This is a genomic window from Streptomyces sp. NPDC058653 (assembly GCF_042716895.1).
Classification (GTDB): Bacteria; Actinomycetota; Actinomycetes; order Streptomycetales; family Streptomycetaceae; genus Streptomyces.
In genome coordinates, this window is record NZ_JBHXRM010000001.1 from 192,573 (window position 1) to 210,154 (window position 17,582).

General features: G+C 71.2%; 16 protein-coding genes and 2 pseudogenes. 12 read left to right on the forward strand and 6 right to left on the reverse strand.

Annotated features, from left to right (window positions below):
* Positions 1 to 222 precede the first annotated feature (222 nt).
* A complete protein-coding gene (locus ACFWU9_RS00825; RefSeq protein ID WP_384313509.1) occupies positions 223 to 1,425 on the forward strand; it encodes a CapA family protein in 1,203 nt (400 codons plus the stop codon).
* Between the two features lie 82 nt (positions 1,426 to 1,507).
* On the opposite strand, the gene ACFWU9_RS00830 is transcribed toward ACFWU9_RS00825, so the two are convergent.
* Entirely contained in the window at positions 1,508 to 1,969 is a 462-nt protein-coding gene (locus ACFWU9_RS00830; RefSeq protein ID WP_384313511.1) for a universal stress protein, read from the reverse strand.
* A 183-nt stretch (positions 1,970 to 2,152) separates the two neighbouring features.
* Here ACFWU9_RS00830 and ACFWU9_RS00835 point away from each other — a divergent pair, with 183 nt between their 5' ends.
* The gene (locus ACFWU9_RS00835) at positions 2,153 to 3,016 is read left to right on the forward strand and encodes a polysaccharide deacetylase family protein (protein WP_384313513.1); all 864 of its coding nucleotides are present in this window, start codon (positions 2,153 to 2,155) and stop codon (positions 3,014 to 3,016) included.
* Between the two features lie 52 nt (positions 3,017 to 3,068).
* On the opposite strand, the gene ACFWU9_RS00840 is transcribed toward ACFWU9_RS00835, so the two are convergent.
* A complete protein-coding gene (locus ACFWU9_RS00840) occupies positions 3,069 to 3,728 on the reverse strand; it encodes a class F sortase (protein ID WP_384313515.1) in 660 nt (219 codons plus the stop codon).
* A gap of 321 nt (positions 3,729 to 4,049) precedes the next feature.
* Between ACFWU9_RS00840 and ACFWU9_RS00845 the strand changes: the two genes are divergently transcribed.
* Positions 4,050 to 4,535: a hypothetical protein gene (locus tag ACFWU9_RS00845; protein WP_384313517.1), complete on the forward strand. Its 486-nt coding sequence runs from the start codon at positions 4,050 to 4,052 to the stop codon at positions 4,533 to 4,535.
* 96 nt (positions 4,536 to 4,631) lie between these two features.
* Here ACFWU9_RS00845 and ACFWU9_RS00850 read toward each other — a convergent pair whose 3' ends face one another.
* Positions 4,632 to 5,222, reverse strand: a complete 591-nt coding sequence (locus ACFWU9_RS00850) for a hypothetical protein (protein WP_384313519.1) — start codon at positions 5,220 to 5,222, stop codon at positions 4,632 to 4,634.
* Positions 5,223 to 5,444: 222 nt separating this feature from the next.
* Positions 5,445 to 6,209 (reverse strand): hypothetical protein, encoded by a 765-nt coding sequence (locus ACFWU9_RS00855; protein WP_384313521.1) that lies wholly within the window; start codon positions 6,207 to 6,209, stop codon positions 5,445 to 5,447.
* A gap of 74 nt (positions 6,210 to 6,283) precedes the next feature.
* Here ACFWU9_RS00855 and ACFWU9_RS00860 point away from each other — a divergent pair, with 74 nt between their 5' ends.
* The 5 genes and pseudogenes from ACFWU9_RS00860 to ACFWU9_RS00880 form a co-directional block, all read left to right on the forward strand.
* Positions 6,284 to 6,943: a hypothetical protein gene (locus ACFWU9_RS00860; protein ID WP_384313523.1), complete on the forward strand. Its 660-nt coding sequence runs from the start codon at positions 6,284 to 6,286 to the stop codon at positions 6,941 to 6,943.
* 95 nt (positions 6,944 to 7,038) lie between these two features.
* The gene (locus tag ACFWU9_RS00865; RefSeq protein WP_384313525.1) at positions 7,039 to 7,983 is read left to right on the forward strand and encodes an SCO0930 family lipoprotein; all 945 of its coding nucleotides are present in this window, start codon (positions 7,039 to 7,041) and stop codon (positions 7,981 to 7,983) included.
* 206 nt (positions 7,984 to 8,189) lie between these two features.
* A complete protein-coding gene (locus ACFWU9_RS00870) occupies positions 8,190 to 9,002 on the forward strand; it encodes an SAM-dependent methyltransferase (protein WP_384313791.1) in 813 nt (270 codons plus the stop codon).
* Positions 8,999 to 9,949 (forward strand): annotated as a pseudogene (locus ACFWU9_RS00875) (PAS domain S-box protein); the annotation flags it as partial. The gene ACFWU9_RS00870 and the pseudogene ACFWU9_RS00875, both read left to right, overlap by 4 nt.
* Positions 9,950 to 10,063: 114 nt before the next feature.
* Positions 10,064 to 11,299: pseudogene (locus ACFWU9_RS00880) on the forward strand (putative bifunctional diguanylate cyclase/phosphodiesterase); the annotation flags it as partial.
* Positions 11,300 to 11,345: 46 nt separating this feature from the next.
* Here the strand turns inward: ACFWU9_RS00880 and ACFWU9_RS00885 are convergent.
* Entirely contained in the window at positions 11,346 to 12,287 is a 942-nt protein-coding gene (locus tag ACFWU9_RS00885; protein ID WP_384313527.1) for a LysR family transcriptional regulator, read from the reverse strand.
* Between the two features lie 94 nt (positions 12,288 to 12,381).
* On the opposite strand from ACFWU9_RS00885, the gene ACFWU9_RS00890 reads away from it, so the two are divergent.
* Genes ACFWU9_RS00890 through ACFWU9_RS00905 form a run of 4 tightly spaced genes read left to right on the forward strand, consistent with a single transcriptional unit; the run spans position 12,382 to position 16,589 of the window.
* On the forward strand, positions 12,382 to 13,134 hold the full coding sequence (locus tag ACFWU9_RS00890; protein ID WP_384313528.1) for a succinate dehydrogenase cytochrome b subunit: 753 nt from the start codon (positions 12,382 to 12,384) through the stop codon (positions 13,132 to 13,134).
* Position 13,135: 1 nt separating this feature from the next.
* On the forward strand, positions 13,136 to 15,100 hold the full coding sequence (locus ACFWU9_RS00895) for a fumarate reductase/succinate dehydrogenase flavoprotein subunit (RefSeq protein ID WP_384313530.1): 1,965 nt from the start codon (positions 13,136 to 13,138) through the stop codon (positions 15,098 to 15,100).
* A complete protein-coding gene (locus ACFWU9_RS00900; RefSeq protein ID WP_384313532.1) occupies positions 15,097 to 15,843 on the forward strand; it encodes a succinate dehydrogenase/fumarate reductase iron-sulfur subunit in 747 nt (248 codons plus the stop codon). Before ACFWU9_RS00895 ends, ACFWU9_RS00900 begins: the two co-directional genes overlap by 4 nt.
* A gap of 50 nt (positions 15,844 to 15,893) precedes the next feature.
* Positions 15,894 to 16,589 carry an SMI1/KNR4 family protein gene (locus ACFWU9_RS00905; protein ID WP_384313534.1) on the forward strand — a complete coding sequence of 232 codons (696 nt, stop codon included), beginning with the start codon at positions 15,894 to 15,896 and terminating at the stop codon, positions 16,587 to 16,589.
* On the opposite strand, the gene ACFWU9_RS00910 is transcribed toward ACFWU9_RS00905, so the two are convergent.
* The gene (locus tag ACFWU9_RS00910) at positions 16,516 to 17,562 is read right to left on the reverse strand and encodes an LLM class flavin-dependent oxidoreductase (protein WP_384313536.1); all 1,047 of its coding nucleotides are present in this window, start codon (positions 17,560 to 17,562) and stop codon (positions 16,516 to 16,518) included. The genes ACFWU9_RS00905 and ACFWU9_RS00910 overlap by 74 nt on opposite strands.
* Between the last annotated feature and the right edge of the window lie 20 nt (positions 17,563 to 17,582).

Here is a 17,582-nt window from a genome sequence, read left to right on the forward strand (position 1 = left end):
TGGCGTATCCGAACGCATCCGGTACGTCCGGGGACAGATGGCGCACAAGGGTCTGCGACGAGCGGTCGCTCCGCGCGGCGAGTGGTGCGGTGAACGGTTCGCCCGATCCGCTTCGCCCCTTTCAGGTGCTTAACCAAGCTTGGAGTATTAGTCATATTAATATGACGATATGTATGCGTTGACCGTTTGGTCGCCTTCCTCGTGAATGAAGGAGCCTGACCGATGACGACGCGCATGCGACACGGAGCGGTGGCCGCCACGGCCCTGCTGCTCGGTACGACGGCCGGATGTGCCGGCCCCGGGGACTCCGGCCCCGCCGCCGACAGACCCGTCAGAAGCGACACCGGGCCCGGCTCGTCGGCCACCGGCGAGGCGGGCCCGCAGCGCGGGTTCACGCTCGTCGCCTCCGGGGACGTCCTGCCGCACGACTCCGTCATCGCCCGGGCCAACGTCGACGCGGGCGGCACCGGCCACGACTTCGTACCGATGCTCGCCAGCGTGAAACCCGTCGTCTCCGCGGCCGATGTGGCGATCTGTCACATGGAGACGGTGTACGGCCCCGACGGCGGACCCTTCACCGGCTACCCGTCGTTCAAGTCCCCGCCCGAGATCGCCGCCGCCCTCAGGACGACCGGCTACGACTCCTGCTCCACCGCCTCCAACCACACCCTGGACGCCGGCGCCGACGGCATCGGCCGCACCCTCGGGGCACTGGACAAGGCCGGGGTCAAGCACGTCGGCTCGGCCCGCTCGGCGGAGGAGGACACCAGGCCCGCGCTGCTCTCCGCGGGCGGCGCGAAGATCGCCCAACTGGCGTACACCTACGACACCAACGGCATCCCGCTGCCCGCAGGACAGCCCTGGGCCGTCGACATCATCGACGAGGAGCGGATCGTCGCCGACGCGCGCGCGGCCCGCGCGGCGGGCGCCGACGTCGTCGTGGTGAGCATGCACTGGGGCACGGAGTGGCAGACGGCGCCCGACGACAAGCAGCTGGACCTCGGCCGGCGGCTCACCGCGTCCGCGACCGACGGCCGCCCCGACATCGACCTGATCATCGGCACGCACGCCCATGTCCCGCAGGCGTACGAGAAGGTCAACGGCACCTGGATCATCTACGGAATGGGCGACCAGATCGCCGGCGAGATGACCAACCACGCGGGACAGTCCGACCCGCGCGGCACCCAGGGCTCGATCGGCCGGTTCACCTTCGCGCCGCCCGAGGCCGAGGGGGAGCGCTGGAACGTGACGAAGGCGGAGTTCATCCCGCAGACCATGGACAACAACATCGGACGCGTGGTCAATCTGTCGCGGGCGTCGGCCGACGACCCCGCCATGGACGGCTACCGGGCCGCGCGGTCCTCGATCGAGGCGGCCGTACTCGGGCGCGGCGCCGCCAAGGACGGGCTGACGATGGGCCGTTGACACCCGCGGCACCTGTCGGCGCACGGCCGTCGGCGCACGGATCGCGAAGCCCGTACGGACGACCCACGGAGGACGGACGGCCCTACGGTACGACCGTCACCGGCCAGCGGCCCGCCTTGACCAGCCGCACCGCCACCGAGCCGATGAACCGGTGCCCCGCCGACTCCGAAGCGCCCACCACCACGGCGTCCGCCTTCAGATCGTCGGCCGCGGTGACCAGCCCGTTGTACGGGTCGCCGCGCAGCGTGTGGAACTCCCAGCGGACGTCCCATATGTCCTTGACCCGCTCCGCGTTGGCGCGGATCTCCTCCGCGAGAGTCGCGGCGATCTCCTCGGTCGTGTCGGCGACCGGGGCCCCGAGAGCCGCGCCCGACGGCAGCAACGGCTGCACGTACACGACGGCGAGCAGGGCGTTCTGCCGGCGGGCGAGACCACCGGCGTACGACGCCGCGCGGAGCGACGACTCGGAGCCGTCCACACCGGCGACGATCACCTTGGGGCCGTCGGTGCCACGCTCGAAGGGGGAGGGCTGCTGATCCGTCACGCCAGAGAGGCTATCGGCTCGGGGGAGAGGGCCCCAGGGGGGTGCCTCCGGCCGGACTTCCCCGTACGCCGTCCGCCGGTTCCGGCACGGCCGAAGCTCATCGGCTCATCCCATCGGGTGCTTTCCCGGCCCTCCACGGTGTCGGTGAGGGACCGGACGCACCCGCCGTGCGAGCCATTGCCCATGGACGCCTTCAAGAAGGACCAGATGATTCCGGGGCGCCGGGCCGTGCTGCGCATCGCGGCCGTCCTCGGGGCCGTCGGGCTGACCCGGCTGCTGTCCGCGGGCGAGGCCGCCCACACACCGGGGCGTCCGGCGACCGCGAGCCCGCCCGCCGGCTCCCCGGCGGCGGGGCCCGGGGCCGCGGCCGTGCCCCGCCGGCCGTCCTCGTACCGGCTGAGTCCGATGACGGAGTTCCAGCCGCCCGAGTACCGGCCGGCCAGGCTCCCCGTACGCCGCGAGCCCTTACTCGAACTGCCGGACCTGGGCCGCTCGATGGTGCTCACCTTCGACGACGGGCCCGACCCGCACTACACCCCCGGCGTCCTGAAGACACTGCGCCGGCACGACGTACGGGCGATGTTCTTCGTCTGCGGCGAGATGGCCACCGGACAGCGGGACCTGCTGCGCGAGATGGCCGACGACGGGCACGTCGTGGGCAACCACTCCTGGTCGCACCCGGAGCTGCCGAAGCTGAGACCGGGCAGGATCCGGGCGGAGATGGAGCGCACGAGCGAGGTGATCGAGCGGACCCTGGGCCGTCCACCGGCCTGGTTCCGCGCTCCGTACGGCGCCTGGAACCGGCACACCTTCGAGATCGGCGCCGACCTCGGAATGGAGCCGCTCGCCTGGACCGTCGACACCCTGGACTGGAAGTCCCCGGGCACCGGGAAGATCGTCCGCAGCGTGATGGACGGCGCGGCGCCGGGGGCCGTGGTGCTCTCGCACGACGCGGGCGGCGACCGCTCGCAGAGCGTGGCCGCGCTCCGGAACTATCTGCCCGGGCTGCTGAGCCAGGGGTACGGCATCACCGTACCGAGGCCCTGAGGCCGTCGCGGGCGGGACGGCCCGCCCTCGCCCACACCCGCTGCCGACGCGCTCAGCGGGTCTCCACCAGACGCGCGAAGACCACGACGTTGCCGTCGTACCCGCCCGCCTTCGAGTAGCCGCCGCCGCAGGTGATCACACGCAGCTCGGCGTGGCCGGTGTCGCCGTACACCCGGGCCCCCGGGAAGTCGTTCTTGGAGAAGACCTCCACCCCGTAGATCTCGAACACCGCCACCCGCTCGTCGAAGCGGGTCACCTCGATGTGCTCGCCCTTGCTCAGCGAGCCGAGGCCGTAGAAGACGGCGGGGCCCGCCTGGTTGTCCACATGGCCCACGACGACCGAGGTGCCGCGCTGGCCGGGGGCGACACCGTTCTGGTACCAGCCCGCCATGTTGGCGTCCTCGGGCGGCGGCGCGGCGATCCAGCCCTCCGGGTCCAGTCCGACGTCCATCACCGGTGCGTCGACCTTGATCGACGGAATCGTCACGCGGGACATGGGGGCGTAGGGCAGTGGCTTGACGATGGGCACGGTCGCGGGCTCGCTCACCGCCTCCTGCCGGGTGTCCAGCGCCGCGGCCGAGGCGGGCTGGGGCGGCCCGAGGGAGACATCGGCGCCGTTCCGCATCAGTGCGAGACCGGAGAGCATGACAAGAGCCAGAACGCCCCAGGGCGAACGTCTCCTCGGCTCCGAGCCGCCGTGGTCCAGGCCCATGGTTCTCCCTTCGTCGGCGCCTGCTACGCACGCTAAACGCGTGGCTCCGGGTCGGCGAGAACTGGAGGGCGAATGGGTGGTGCGGCCGTCCGCGCACGCCGAGCTGCCCCATTCGAGTAGTCGTCATACAAAATCTTCTGACGCTCTGTGACCTGCGCGTCCGTCAGGTCCGGACTCGATCTGTCGGCGTGTCGTCTCACCGAGGTGGACCAGTGCCGAAATGCGTCGAATGTTCTCGCCGGTGATGGTTCGTCATGGAGGGCGTACTCGTCGAATTTCCCGGAGCACCGCTTTGGGGCGTCTTCCGCTGGAGGCTCAACGATGCGTGCTTCACGCGCTCTCATGGTGACTGCCGCGGCCTGCGCCGCCGTGGCGCTCTCCGCCCCGCTGGCCGGGGCCACCAACGGTCCGAGGAACATCACCGTCAACCCGTTCTCCGTCCACCAGGGCGGCACGCTGCACATCACCGTCGACGGCTGCGGCCACGGCGGCACCGTCACGTCGAACGCCTTCCCCAGGGCGCAGCTCTCGGTGAACTCCTCGGGTCACTCGGAGGCCAGGGCCCGTATCCACAACCACGCCACACCCGGCGACTACAACCTCTCCGTCAAGTGCAGCGACAACAGCCGTATCGCGACCCACCGCTTCCGCGTGGTGGCCGGACAGGGCTCGGAAGGCGGCCTCGGTGGCTCCATCGGCCCGAGCTCGACCGAGATGGCGGTCGGCGCCGGTCTGGTCGCGTCGGCCGCGGTCGGCGGTACGGTCTTCATCGCCCGTCGCCGCCGTACGAGCAACACGCTCGTCTGACCGGCCGGGCCTCCTGACGGCGAACGCCTGTCGCCCCAAGTCCCGGACCGGACTTGGGGCGACGAGTGTGCGGTCCGCCGCCGGCGCGACACCGGGTCAGTGCTCGCGGCTCGCCGAGCGACGGCGCACGACCAGGACGGTGCCGGCGGCCGCGGCCGCGACGAGGCCGGTGCCGACCGCCAGCTCGGTGGCGTTCATGCCCATGAAGCTGCCGCCGAGTCCGCCGCGGACACCACCGGGAGGCGCGATCGCCGTGGAACTGGTGGTCGCCGCCGTGCGGGTCACGGCCGGGCTCGGTGTCGGGGTGGGGGTGGGGGTCGACGTCCGGGTCGGCGTGGGCGAGGGGGTGCCGCCCGCGATGGTCAGGTCGGTGGTGCCCCGCTGACCGTTGCAGATGAAGGTCACCTCGTACATCGCGCCGGGCTTGGCGTCCCAGAAGATGGAGGCCCGCGCCGATCCTCCGGAGGGGATGGGGGTGTCGTCGAACACCCCGGACTCGGCGGTGGCGGTGCTGCTGCAGCCGGTGACCGTGAGGGTCACCTGGCCGCCTGCCGCGATCACCGAAGGGGTGACGGCGAAACCGAAAGGAGTGGGGGCCGCCGCCGTGGGCATGGCCACGGCAGGCGTCGTGAGTGCGAGTGCGGCCGCTCCCAGCAGAGCGGCGGACGCGGCACGTATCGCGCGCATGGACAATCCTCCGGGTCTCCGAGGGGCAGTGCGGAACTGATTTCCGCGGATGGCGGGAAATGCACCTCGATACCCGGCACGCTAGGAGCGCCCCCTGGCGGCCGCGATCTCAGTCGGGCGAACGGGTTGTCCTCTCACCCGACTGGTCCGTGCGGGTCGCCGGACGGTCCGCTGCCGGGTCTCCGTCCGACGACCGCGCAACGGGCCGCCCCGCGCGCTCCCCTACATGTCGACGTGCGGGAACAGATTGTGGAACGGGCCCGCCGTGGCCGCGATCCCCCGCCCGTACGGTGCGTCGAAGTCCCAGATCAGGAAGAGCAGGAAGGCGATCAGCGCGCTGAACAGCCCGGCCAGCAGCAGCTCCCGCCAGGTGCGCCGGATCTGGAGCGTGAAGATCAGCCCCACCGTCACGACCGCGCCCGTGATGAGGCCGAACCAGACGACCCCCGGCATGGTCGCCCCCGCGTTCTCGCCCCTGGCGCCTCGCGCGTCGTCGGCCGCCGCCACCTGGTCGACCAGTGGCTGGTAGGCCTGCGCCTGGTGGTCGTCGGCGGGTACGTAGTCGGTGACGCTGCGGCGTACCCGCTCCAGCAGCGCCGTTCCCTTCTCGCTGAGGCTCCCGTGGTCCGCCATGTAGGGCCACTCGGTGTCGACCACGTACGAGACGTACGCGTCGACGTCGCCCCGGATCCGATCACGGACCTCGGCCGGGTAGACCTCGGACCGCGCCTGCACCTCGTGCAGGGCCTGTGCCTCCTGGCGTACGGACTCCTGGGCCCCGCCGCGCGCCTCCCAGACGCCGGCGATGGCCAGACCCAGCACGATCGCGTAGACCACGCCGATCATCATCGTCATGTATTCGAGGACGTCCGGGCTCTCGGAGGGGTCGTCGTCCGCCGGCACCCGGCGGTTGTTGATGAGAACGATGGCCACGACGACCGCGCAGGCCGCGGCCATCGCCAGGGACAGGACAAGCCATTCCGACATGGGTCTCCGTCAGCTAGCGGGAACGGGGGCGAAGGATGGCGGCGGCCAGCACCGCCGGTGCCGTGAGCAGGAGCATGAGCATCACGACCGACGTGCCGTTCGACGGCCGCTTACGGGCCGGCGACTTGTACGCGGGCAGCACCCGTACCTCCGGCGGATCGGCCTTCGGCGGCGACTGCGACGGTGACGGCGCGGGCGCCGACGGCCTGACGGGCGGCGGCGGAGGCGGCGGCGGGTCGGCCGCGGGCCGCACCGGCGGCGGCTCGGGCCGGGGCGGTACGGGCACGGGCTCCGCGACCACCGGCGGCTCCGGCTCCGGCTCGGGCCGGGGCGGCGGTGGTGAGGGCTCCGGCGTCGGCTCGGGCGGTGGTTCGGGAGTCGGTGGCGGTGAGGGAGGCGGCGAGGGCGGTGGGGGTTCGGGCGACGGAGGGGGCGAGGGCGAGGGCGGCGGCGACGGCGGCGGCGGCTTGGGCCAGCAGGGCCCGTCGCCGATGACGACGACCGCGCCCGAACCGCCCGGCCCGGTCCAGGCCGAGACACAGATGGCTGCGACGGCGGGAGCGGGCGTGCTGAGTATGCAGACGAGTCCGGTGACGGCCAGGGTCCGCGCGGCAAATGATCTGTACACGGCCGCAGCATGGATCAGCGTGGCGCACGCCGCGCCGAGATGCCGCTCGATTCGCCTGATCGGGCGGATTCGGGGCCTTCCAGGTTTCTTTCTGAAGATTCTTTGAGAGACGTTGAACGCTCTCCACCCTCCCGCCCGTACTTAGGACCATGAACGGCGCGGCCTGGCGCCCCAACTGGCTTACGAACTACGGGAGTTGACATGAACACCTGGCGGAACGCCTCGCTCGCGGTGACCGCGGTGGCCGTACTGGCCCTGACGACGGCGTGCGGTCAGGAGAAGGGTGAGAGCCCCAACGGTGAGGCTGTCGGCGCTGCCGCACCCGCCGACGGCGGTTACGGATCCGACAGCGGCTACGGCGACGAGTCCGCGGCCGAGCCCAAGACCGCCGGCCAACTGGCCGTCTGGGACAGCAAGGAGCTCGGCGAGGTCGTCACCGACAGCGAGGGCTTCACGCTCTACCGCTTCGACAACGACACCGCCGAGCCGCCCAAGTCGAACTGTGTGGGCGAGTGCGAGAAGGCGTGGCCCGTCGTCGCGGCCGGCGACGTCAAGGCGGCGGCCGGCACCGACGCGTCGAAGATCGGAGAGGTCACCCGCGCCGACGGCACCAAGCAACTGACGCTCGGCGGCTGGCCGATGTACCGCTACGCCAAGGACACCAATCCCGGTGACGCCAACGGTCAGGGTGTGGGCGGCACTTGGTTCGCCTCCGCTCCCGACGGAAAGAAGGCCGCTCCCGGAGCGGCCGGTGGAGAGGCCGCCGGCGGCTCCGAGGCCGATCTCGCCGGACTGTCCGTGCGAAAGGACCCCAAGCTCGGCGAAATCGTGGTCGACTCCAAGGGTATGACGGTATATCGGTTCAAGAAGGACACTGCGTGGCCCATGAAGACGGCCTGCACCGGCGCCTGCCTGGAAAAGTGGCCGGTAGTCGCTCCGGTCGACAAGAACGACACCGAAGGCATCATCAAGAAGGGCTTCGTGACGTTCGACCGGCCCGACGGAATCAAGCAGCAGACCATCGACTGCTGGCCGATCTACACCTTCGCCGGGGACACCAAGCCCGGTGACACCAATGGTCAGGGCGTCGGCGGCACCTGGTACGCCGTCGCTCCCGACTCCAAGCTGGTCGGAGCGCCCAAGTAGTCCCCACGTCGCGCCTCCGGCCGATCGGTCCGCCGTCACGCACCCGTGCGTGGCGGCGGACCGCTTGCGTGCCGGGTTCAGGTGTGACCGAGAACGGACCGCTAATTTCCGTTTCGGCTCGCTCTCTTGGCGGGCGATCAGTAGCCTCGGCTCGAACACCGGCCATGTACAAGGCCGTTCACCGTGGCGACTTGTTGGAGATCTCGATGGAGCGTCCCGCCTGGGCACCGCAAGGCATCGACATATCGGTGCCGAGCGTTTCCCGCATTTATGACTACTATCTGGGCGGTTCGCACAATTTCGAAGTGGACAGGGAAGCGGCCCGTAAGGCAATGGAGTTCACTCCGGGGCTGCCCAAGATCATGCAGGCGAACCGGGCGTTCATGCGCCGGGTCGTCCGATTCGCCATTGGCGAGGGCGTGACCCAGTTCCTCGACATCGGTTCCGGCATTCCCACGTTCGGCAATGTGCACGAGGTGGCCCGGGCCGCCGACCCCGACTCCAGGGTCGTGTACGTCGACCACGACCCGGTCGCCGTGGCGCACAGCAGAGCGGTGCTCGAAGGCGACGACAAGGCCGCGATCGTGGCGGCCGATCTCCGCAGACCCCGGCAGATCCTCGACAGCCCCGAGGTCCGCGCGCTCCTCGACCTGGACCGTCCCGTCGGTCTGCTGCTGGTCTCCGTCCTGCACTTCCTGGAGGACGAGGACAAGCCCTTCGCGGCCGTCGCCGAGCTGACCGAGGCCCTCGCCCCCGGCAGTGTCATCGCCGTCTGCCACGCCGCGTACGCGGGCATCCCGCTGCCCCAGGAACAGGTCGCGGGAATGGTCGGCGTCTACAGGAACATCCGCAACCCGCTCGTCATGCGCACGCGCGAGGAGATCGCCGGCTTCTTCGACGGCTACGAGTTCGTCGAGCCCGGTCTGGTGCCCATGGGGAGCTGGCGGCCCGAGAGCCCTGACGGCCAGGAGGACCCGTACGCGATGTCGGGCTTCGCCGGAGTGGGACGCAAGGCGTGAAGGTGCCTGCGGAGGTCCCGGACGCCGAGGCGGAACCGGACGGAGTGGAGGACCGGCTCAGGCGGTTCGCGACGATCTGGAGCCGCGCGATCTTCCCCGCGACGGCCACGTCGCTGACCAGGCCCGAGTTCGAACACCATCTGCTGCCCCTGGCACGCCGGCTGAGGGAGGCGCTGCACCGAGGGACCTTCGACGCCTCGCCCGCGCACGGTGTGGGTGCCGCCCTGGTGGCCGCGCACTGCACCGACCCGGAAGCGCTCGCCCGCTCCCTCGGGGTCGTCGACGCGTATCTGGTCCTGTACTGCGGCGCCGCGGCCGATCCGGCCGACGACCTCGCGGCCGAGGAACTGCGGGCGCGCTGCGCCCGGCTCCAGCACGCGCTCGCCGCCGGGTTCGCCCTGGCGCTGCGGGAGCGCACCCTCGCCGAGCAGGAGGCCATCGCCCGCTCCGCGCTCGCGGCGCGCGGAGCCGCCGAGGACGCGCTGCACGCCACGGAGGCCCGGTTCCGCGCGGTGTTCGAGGGAGCGGCGATAGGTATCGGCATCGCCGATCTCGACGGGCACGTGCTGGAGGTCAACGACACCCTCACCCAGATGTTCGGCGGCCTTGAGCACCATGTCCGCAGCAGGAACGTCAGCGAGTGGGTGCACCCCGACGACGTCCCGCAGGTCTGGCGGCTCCACAGTGAGCTGGTACGGGGCGAGCGTGAGGAATTCCGTACGGAGAAGCCGTTCTTCCGTAACGACGGCACGGTCCTGTGGACCAATCTGACGGTTTCGCTGCTCCGGGACGTCGACGGAGTGCCGCAGTACCAGCTGGTACTGCTGGAGGACACCACGGAACGCCGGCTGCTCAATCTGCGGCTGCGCTACGAGGCGACCCACGACGCCCTCACCGGACTGCCCAACAGGACGCTGTTCTTCGAACGGCTGGAGAAGGCGCTCGCCCCCGCGAAGGACACCGCGCGGGCAACGGCCGAGGGACCCGTCGCCGAGACCACCGAGGAGCGTGCGGAGGGCGCCGCCGATCCCGTCGTGCCCCCGAAGGAGCCCGCGCCGGGCGCCCGGCCGCCGGCCCGCTTCGGCCTCTGCTACCTCGACCTCGACGGTTTCAAGGCGATCAACGACAGCCTCGGCCACTCCGCCGGCGACCGCATGCTCGTCGAGGTCGCCGACCGGCTCCAGAGCTGCGCCACGGCGCCCGGCGAGATGGTCGCCCGGCTCGGCGGCGACGAGTTCGTGGCGCTGACCACCGGCCCCGACACCCAGCGTGAGGTGAACGACCTCGCCTCGCGCATTCTCGGCGCGCTGGCCACCCCGATCAGCCTGGACGGCCGCGAGTTCACCGTCCGGGGCAGCATCGGCATCGTCGAGGGCGAGGCGGGCACCACCAGCGCCGCCGAGGTGCTGCGCAGCGCCGACATCACCATGTACCGCGCCAAGTCGGCGGGCGGCAACCGCTTCGAGCACGCCGACGCCGAGGCCGACGCCCGCGCGATTACCCGGCACGGGCTCACCACGTCGCTGCCGACCGCGCTGGAGCGCGGCGAGTTCTTCATCGAGTACCAGCCGCTGGTGCATCTCGCCGACGGCACCGTGCACGGCGCCGAGGCGCTCGTGCGCTGGAGCCACCCGACGCACGGGGTGCTCGGCCCCGACCGGTTCATCCCGCTCGCCGAACACACCGGGCTGATCGTGCCCCTCGGGCGCTGGGTGCTGGAACAGTCCGTACGCCAGGCCCGCACCTGGCAGGAGGAGCTCGCGGCCGGCACCTTCGCCGGCCCGGTACGGATCAACGTGAACCTCTCGCCCGCCCAGCTGCACCACCCCGGCCTGGTCGCCGACACGGTGGACGTGCTGGAGCGGGTCGGTCTCGAACCGGGGTCGCTCTGTCTGGAGGTCACCGAGTCGGCGCTGATCGGCGCGGACGAGGATCTGCTCAAGCCGCTGCGGCAGCTCGCCGAGATGGGCGTCGACATCGCGCTCGACGACTTCGGCACCGGCTACTCGAACCTGGCGAATCTGCGCAGACTGCCGGTGAGCGTCCTCAAGCTGGACCGCTCCTTCACGCAGGGGATGCAGCAGCACCCCGCCGACCCCGTCGACATCAAGATCGTCGAGGGGATCGTCTCCCTCGCGCACAGCCTGGAGCTGGCCGTGACGGTCGAGGGCGTGGAGACCGGGACCCAGGCGGAGCATCTGCGGATGCTCGGCTGCGACACGGCGCAGGGCTGGTACTACGCGCGTCCGGGCCCGCCGGAGATGCTGCACACGCTGTCGCTGGCCGACGCGGTCTGACACGGTCCCGAACGGGTGGCCGGGATGAGCACCGGCCGCCCGTTCGCTACGCGCGTTGCGCGCTTCGCCCGGCCTCCCCGCCGGGGCCCGCACCGCCCGCACCGTTCCGTGCCCGGGTGCTGAACAGCACCCTCTGGAGTTCGCGCGCGGCCCGCGGCGGCGCCACGTCGCTGCGGTGGGCGAGCGCGATCGTACGGCGCAGTCCCGGCGGCGCCAGCGGTGTCACCCGCAGATCGCGCCCCGCCTGCTTGGCGACCATGCTCGGCACCACCGCCACCCCGAGCCCCGCCCGGACGAAACCGAGGACGGCGTCCATCTCGCCGCCCTCGACGGTGAACGTCGGCTCGAACCCCTCCGCCCGGCACGCGGCGACGGTCAGCTCCCGCAGGTCGTAGCCGTGCCGGAACATCACCAGCTGATCCCGCTGGAGATCGGAGATCCGGACCGGCCGGCGCGGTCCCGGCGCCGCCGCCGACGAGACCACCACCAGGTCCTCGTGCAGCAGCTCGACCGTCGTCAGCGCCGGGGAGGGCGTCGGCAGCGGGAGCACCACCAGCGCGAAGTCCAGGGCGCCGCGCGCCAGTTCGCGTACGAGATCGTGCGAGCCGCTCTCCTCGATCAGCAGCTCGATGCCCGGGTGCTGATCGTGGAAATCACGCAGGACCCCGGGCAGCAGTCCGGTGCACAGGCTCGGCGGCGCGCCCAGCCGCACCCGGCCGCGCCGCAGCTGCACCAGCTCCTGCACCTCGTGGCGCGCGGTCTCGGCGTCGGCGAGTATCCGGCGGGCCGTCGGCAGCAGGGCCTCGCCCGCGTCGGTGAGCGCGACATTGCCCCGCGCCCGGCCGAACAGCTCGGCGCCCAGCTCCTTCTCCAGGGCCCGGATCTGCTGGGAAAGGGACGGCTGGGAGACATGCACGCGCTCGGCGGCCCGGGTGAAGTGCAGGGTCTCCGCGACGGCGACGAAATAGACGAGCTGCTGGAACTGCATGGCTCCAGCGTAAACCTACGATAGGGAGAGGCTATGGACATGAGCCGAACCATGTCTTGGACCTCTTGGTGCCCCCGGCTCTAGCGTGCGTGACATGGCTCTGGCAACGCGCACGGACAAGCGGTCGGACCGGAAGGCCGGTGAGCCGGGCGGCGGACGACCCGGCAGACGGCCCTCGGTTCTCGGCACCCTCTGGGGTTCCACGGTCGGCAAGAAGGCCGTCATGGCCGTCAGCGGCCTGATCCTGCTCGGCTATCTCGTCGCGCATCTGCTGGGCAATCTGAAGATCTTCTTCGGCCCCGGGGAGTTCAACGCGTACGGCCACTGGCTGCGCACCATGGGCGAGCCCGTCCTGCACCACGAGTGGACCCTGTGGATCGTGCGCGTGGTGCTGCTCGCCGCCGTGATCCTGCACGGGGTCTGCGCGTACCAGCTCAGCCGCCGCGACATCGCGGCCCGCCCCACCTCCTACGTGCACAAGCGCCGCCGCGCCAGCTACGCCACCCGCACCATGCGCTGGGGCGGCATCATCCTGGCGCTGTTCATCGTCTGGCACCTGCTCGACCTCACGACACTCACCGTCAACGAGAACGCCCAGCCGGGTCACCCGTACGAGAACGTCGTCGCGACCTTCTCCACCTGGTACGGCAACGTCATCTACATCACCGCGATGCTCGCCCTCGGACTCCACGTCCGGCACGGCTTCTGGAGCGCCGCACAGACCCTCGGCATGGGCCACGCGACCCGTGACCGTCTGCTGAAGCTCACGGCCAACGGCCTCGCGCTCGTACTGACCGCCGGCTTCATCTCCCTGCCCGTAGCCGTCATGACCGGAGTCGTGAGCTGACATGGACGACACACTCCCCGCCACGTACACCGACTACTCCACCGGCGAACCCCTCGTCGACACCAAGGCCCCGGGCGGGCCCGTCGCCGAGCGCTGGGACACCCGCCGCTTCGAGGCCAAGCTCGTCAACCCTGCCAACCGCCGCAAGCACACCGTCATCGTCGTCGGCACCGGGCTCGCGGGCGGCGCCGCCGGAGCCACCCTCGCCGAACAGGGCTACCACGTCGTCCAGTTCTGCTACCAGGACTCCCCGCGCCGCGCCCACTCCATCGCCGCCCAGGGCGGCATCAACGCCGCGAAGAACTACCGCAACGACGGCGACTCCATCCACCGCCTCTTCTACGACACCGTCAAGGGCGGCGACTTCAGGGCCCGCGAGTCCAACGTCCACCGGCTCGCCCAGATCTCCGTCGAGATCATCGACCAGTGCGTCGCCCAGGGCGTGCCCTTCGCCCGCGAGTACGGCGGTCTCCTCGACACCCGCTCGTTCGGCGGCGTCCAGGTCTCCCGCACCTTCTACGCCCGTGGCCAGACCGGTCAGCAACTGCTCCTCGGCGCCTACCAGGCGCTGTCCCGGCAGATCGCGGCCGGCACCGTCGAGATGCACCCGCGCACCGAGATGCTCGACCTGATCGTCGTCGACGGCCGGGCCCGCGGCATCGTCGCCCGCGACCTGATCTCCGGCAAGGTGTCCACGTACTTCGCCGACGCCGTCGTCCTCGCCTCCGGCGGCTACGGCAACGTCTTCTACCTCTCGACCAACGCCAAGAACAGCAACGCCACCGCCGTCTGGCGCGCGCACCGGCGCGGCGCGCACTTCGCCAACCCCTGCTTCACCCAGATCCACCCCACCTGCATCCCGCGCTCCGGCGACCACCAGTCCAAGCTCACGCTGATGAGCGAGTCGCTGCGCAACGACGGCCGCATCTGGGTGCCGAAGGCACACGGCGACACCCGTCCGCCCGCCGAGATCCCCGAGGACGAGCGCGACTACTACCTGGAGCGGATCTACCCCTCCTTCGGCAACCTCGTCCCGCGCGACATCGCCTCGCGCGCGGCGAAGAACGTCTGCGACGAGGGCCGCGGCGTCGGCCCCGGCGGCCAGGGCGTCTACCTCGACTTCGCCGACGCGATCCGGCGGCTCGGCCGCGGGGCGGTCGAGGAGAAGTACGGGAACCTCTTCGAGATGTACGAGCGGATCACCGCCGAGGACCCGTACCAGGTGCCGATGCGCATCTACCCGGCGATCCACTACACGATGGGCGGACTCTGGGTCGACTACGACCTCCAGACCACCATCCCGGGGCTGTTCGCGATCGGCGAGGCCAACTTCTCCGACCACGGCGCCAACCGGCTCGGTGCGTCCGCCCTGATGCAGGGCCTCGCCGACGGCTACTTCGTGCTGCCCTCCACCATCAACGACTACCTGGCCCGCAACCCGCACCAGGACACGGTCGACGACAGCCACCCCGCCGTCGCCGAGGCCGTCGCCGACACCGAGGACCGGCTGCGGCTGCTGCTCTCCGTCGACGGCGACCGCACCCCCGACTCCTTCCACCGGGAGATCGGCGAACTCCTCTGGGAGCACTGCGGAATGGCCCGCAGCGAGGTCGGGCTGCGCAAGGCGCTCGACCGCATCCCGGAGATCCGCGAGGAGTTCTGGCGCCGGATCAAGGTGCCCGGCACCGGCGAGGAGTTCAACCAGTCGCTGGAGAAGGCCAACCGCGTCGTCGACTACCTGGAACTCGCCGAGCTGATGTGCCTCGACGCGCTGCACCGCGCCGAGTCCTGCGGCGGCCACTTCCGCGAGGAGTCCCAGACCGAGGGCGGCGAGGCGGAACGGCACGACGACGCCTTCTCGTACGCGGCGGCCTGGGAGTTCACCGGCTCCGGCACCGCGCCCGTCCTGCACAAGGAAGACCTCGTCTTCGAGTACGTCCACCCCACCCAGCGGAGCTACGCATGAGGCTCACCCTGCGCGTCTGGCGGCAGAGCGCCGCCGACGCCACCGGCGCCATGGTCACGTACGACATCGACGGCATCTCCGAGGACATGTCGTTCCTGGAGATGCTCGACTCGCTCAACGAGCAGCTGATCCTCACCGGCGACGACCCCGTCGCGTTCGACCACGACTGCCGTGAAGGCATCTGCGGCGCGTGCGGTGTCGTCATCAACGGTGACGCCCACGGCCCCGAGCGCACCACCACCTGCCAGCTCCATATGCGGCACTTCTCCGACGGCGACACGATCGACGTCGAGCCGTGGCGCGCCGGCGCGTTCCCCGTGGTCAAGGACCTGGTCGTGGACCGGTCGGCGTTCGACCGGATCATCGGCGCGGGCGGCTACATCTCCGCCCCGACCGGCTCCGCCCCCGAGGCACACGCCACGCCCGTGCCCAAGGCGGACGCCGACTTCGCGTTCGAGCACGCCGAGTGCATCGGCTGCGGCGCGTGTGTGGCCGCGTGCCCGAACGGCTCGGCGATGCTCTTCACCTCCGCCAAGGTCAACCACCTCAACGTCCTGCCCCAGGGCGCGCCCGAACGCGAGACCCGGGTCCTGGACATGGTCGCCACCATGGACGAGGAGGGCTTCGGCGGCTGCACCCTGACCGGCGAATGCGCGACGGCCTGCCCGAAGGGCATCCCGCTGCCGTCGATCACGGCGATGAACAAGGAGTGGCTGCGGGCGACGCGGAAGGTGGCGCGGTAGACCCGCCGCTCCCCGGGCCGGTTGTCGGTGGCGTGTGACAGCCTCCGGTCATGGATGCGAAAGACGCACGGGGCGTCGGCGGCGTGGGGGAATCGACGCGAGCGGTGGCGGAGCGGGTCCGCCGGGCGTGGGAACAGATCGCGGACCGGCTGCCGCCGCCTGCGCCCTGGCGGGTGAGGACGACGGGCGTCGCCGACGAGGCGGGCGTCGCGGCGGTCGAGCACCGGGTCCGGGACGAGTTCGGGGTGTCGCTGCCGCCGGATCTCCTCGCCCTGTGGCGGCTGGACGCCGTTCATGCCGGGGACTGGCTGCCGCCCGAGGGGACCTGCACCTTGGTACTCCCCGAAGAGACCCTGGCGCTCAGGGAGTTCATGCTCGGCCTCGCGGCGGACGAGGACCCGGACGACCCGCAGTGGCCCGACCGGTTCACCGAGGACCTGCTGCCGATCGCGTCGAGCCCCGGCGGTGACAGCCTTGTCGTCCGGCTCCGTCCGGACGAGTACCACGGGAACGTGCATTTCTGGGACCACGAGGTCTGGGGCCTCGGGGTTCCCCTGTGGCCGAGTGTCGCCGCGATGCTCGATGACGCCGCGTCCGCCCTGCTGACCGGCGGCCCCGCGCTCGGGTGGCATGTCGCGAACGGGGGAGATCAGCCGCTCGTCGTTCCGCTCCTCAACGCGCGGAATCAGCTGGAGGATTGGGGACAGGGACCGGGGTCAGTCCCGCGACCCCTGCCAGGCGGGTGAGGGAGTCCAGGAGGGCGTCGCGGTCGTACGTACTCGTCGTCACCAGTACCTCGTCCGCGGCGGTCTCCTTGATCACCGAGTCCAGGGCGTCGGCCACCTGCTCCTCCGTGCCCTGGACATGGCCGCGCAGGCCCGACTCGTAGAACTCCCGCTCCTTCGCGGTCATCGCCAGCGTCCCGATCCGGTCGGCGGGCGCGAGCGGGGGGAAGACGCCGCGTGTCCGGGAGTGGGCCATCGACCACGCTTCGGGCATCAGCAGTCGGCGCGCTTCCTCCTCGGTCGCGGCGACCGCGACCGTCCCCGAGATGACCACGTGCGGGCGGTCCGACCAGGCGGAGGGGCGGAAGCTCTCGCGGTAGCGCTCCACCGCCCGCAGCATGCGGTCCCGGCCGCGCAGGTCGCCGACGACCATGGGCAGACCGGCCGCCGCCGCGATGTCCGCGCCCTCGCCCATCGCCAGGACGAACGGCTTCGGCCGCAGGCCCTCGGCGGGCAGGGCGTGGACCTCGGGGTAGAGCCGCTGGTCGCCGGTGAACCAGCCGAGCAGTTCCGCGACGCGTTCGGCGAAGTCCTCCGTGTCCCGTTTGTCCTTTCCGAGTGCCCGGCGTATCCCGTCGGTGAAGCCCACCGAGCGGCCGAGGCCCATGTCGATCCGTCCCGGGAACAGCGACTCCAGCACCCCGAACTGCTCGGCCACCACCAGCGGCCGGTGGTTGGGGAGCATCACCCCGCCCGTACCGACGCGGATCGTGGAGGTCGCCGCCGCGACCGCCGCCGCCAGAACGGTCGGCGCCGAGCCCGCGACGCCGGGCACGCTGTGGTGCTCGGAGACCCAGAACCGGTGGTAGCCGAGCGCCTCCAGCCGCCGCGCGAGGCGCACGGTGTCGCGCAGCGCCTCGGCGGTGTCCCGGCCCTCCCGGGTGCGGGAGCGGTCGAGTACGGAGAACGGGATGTCCGCGATCACAGGGCTCACCTCACGTTCAACACCTGCGC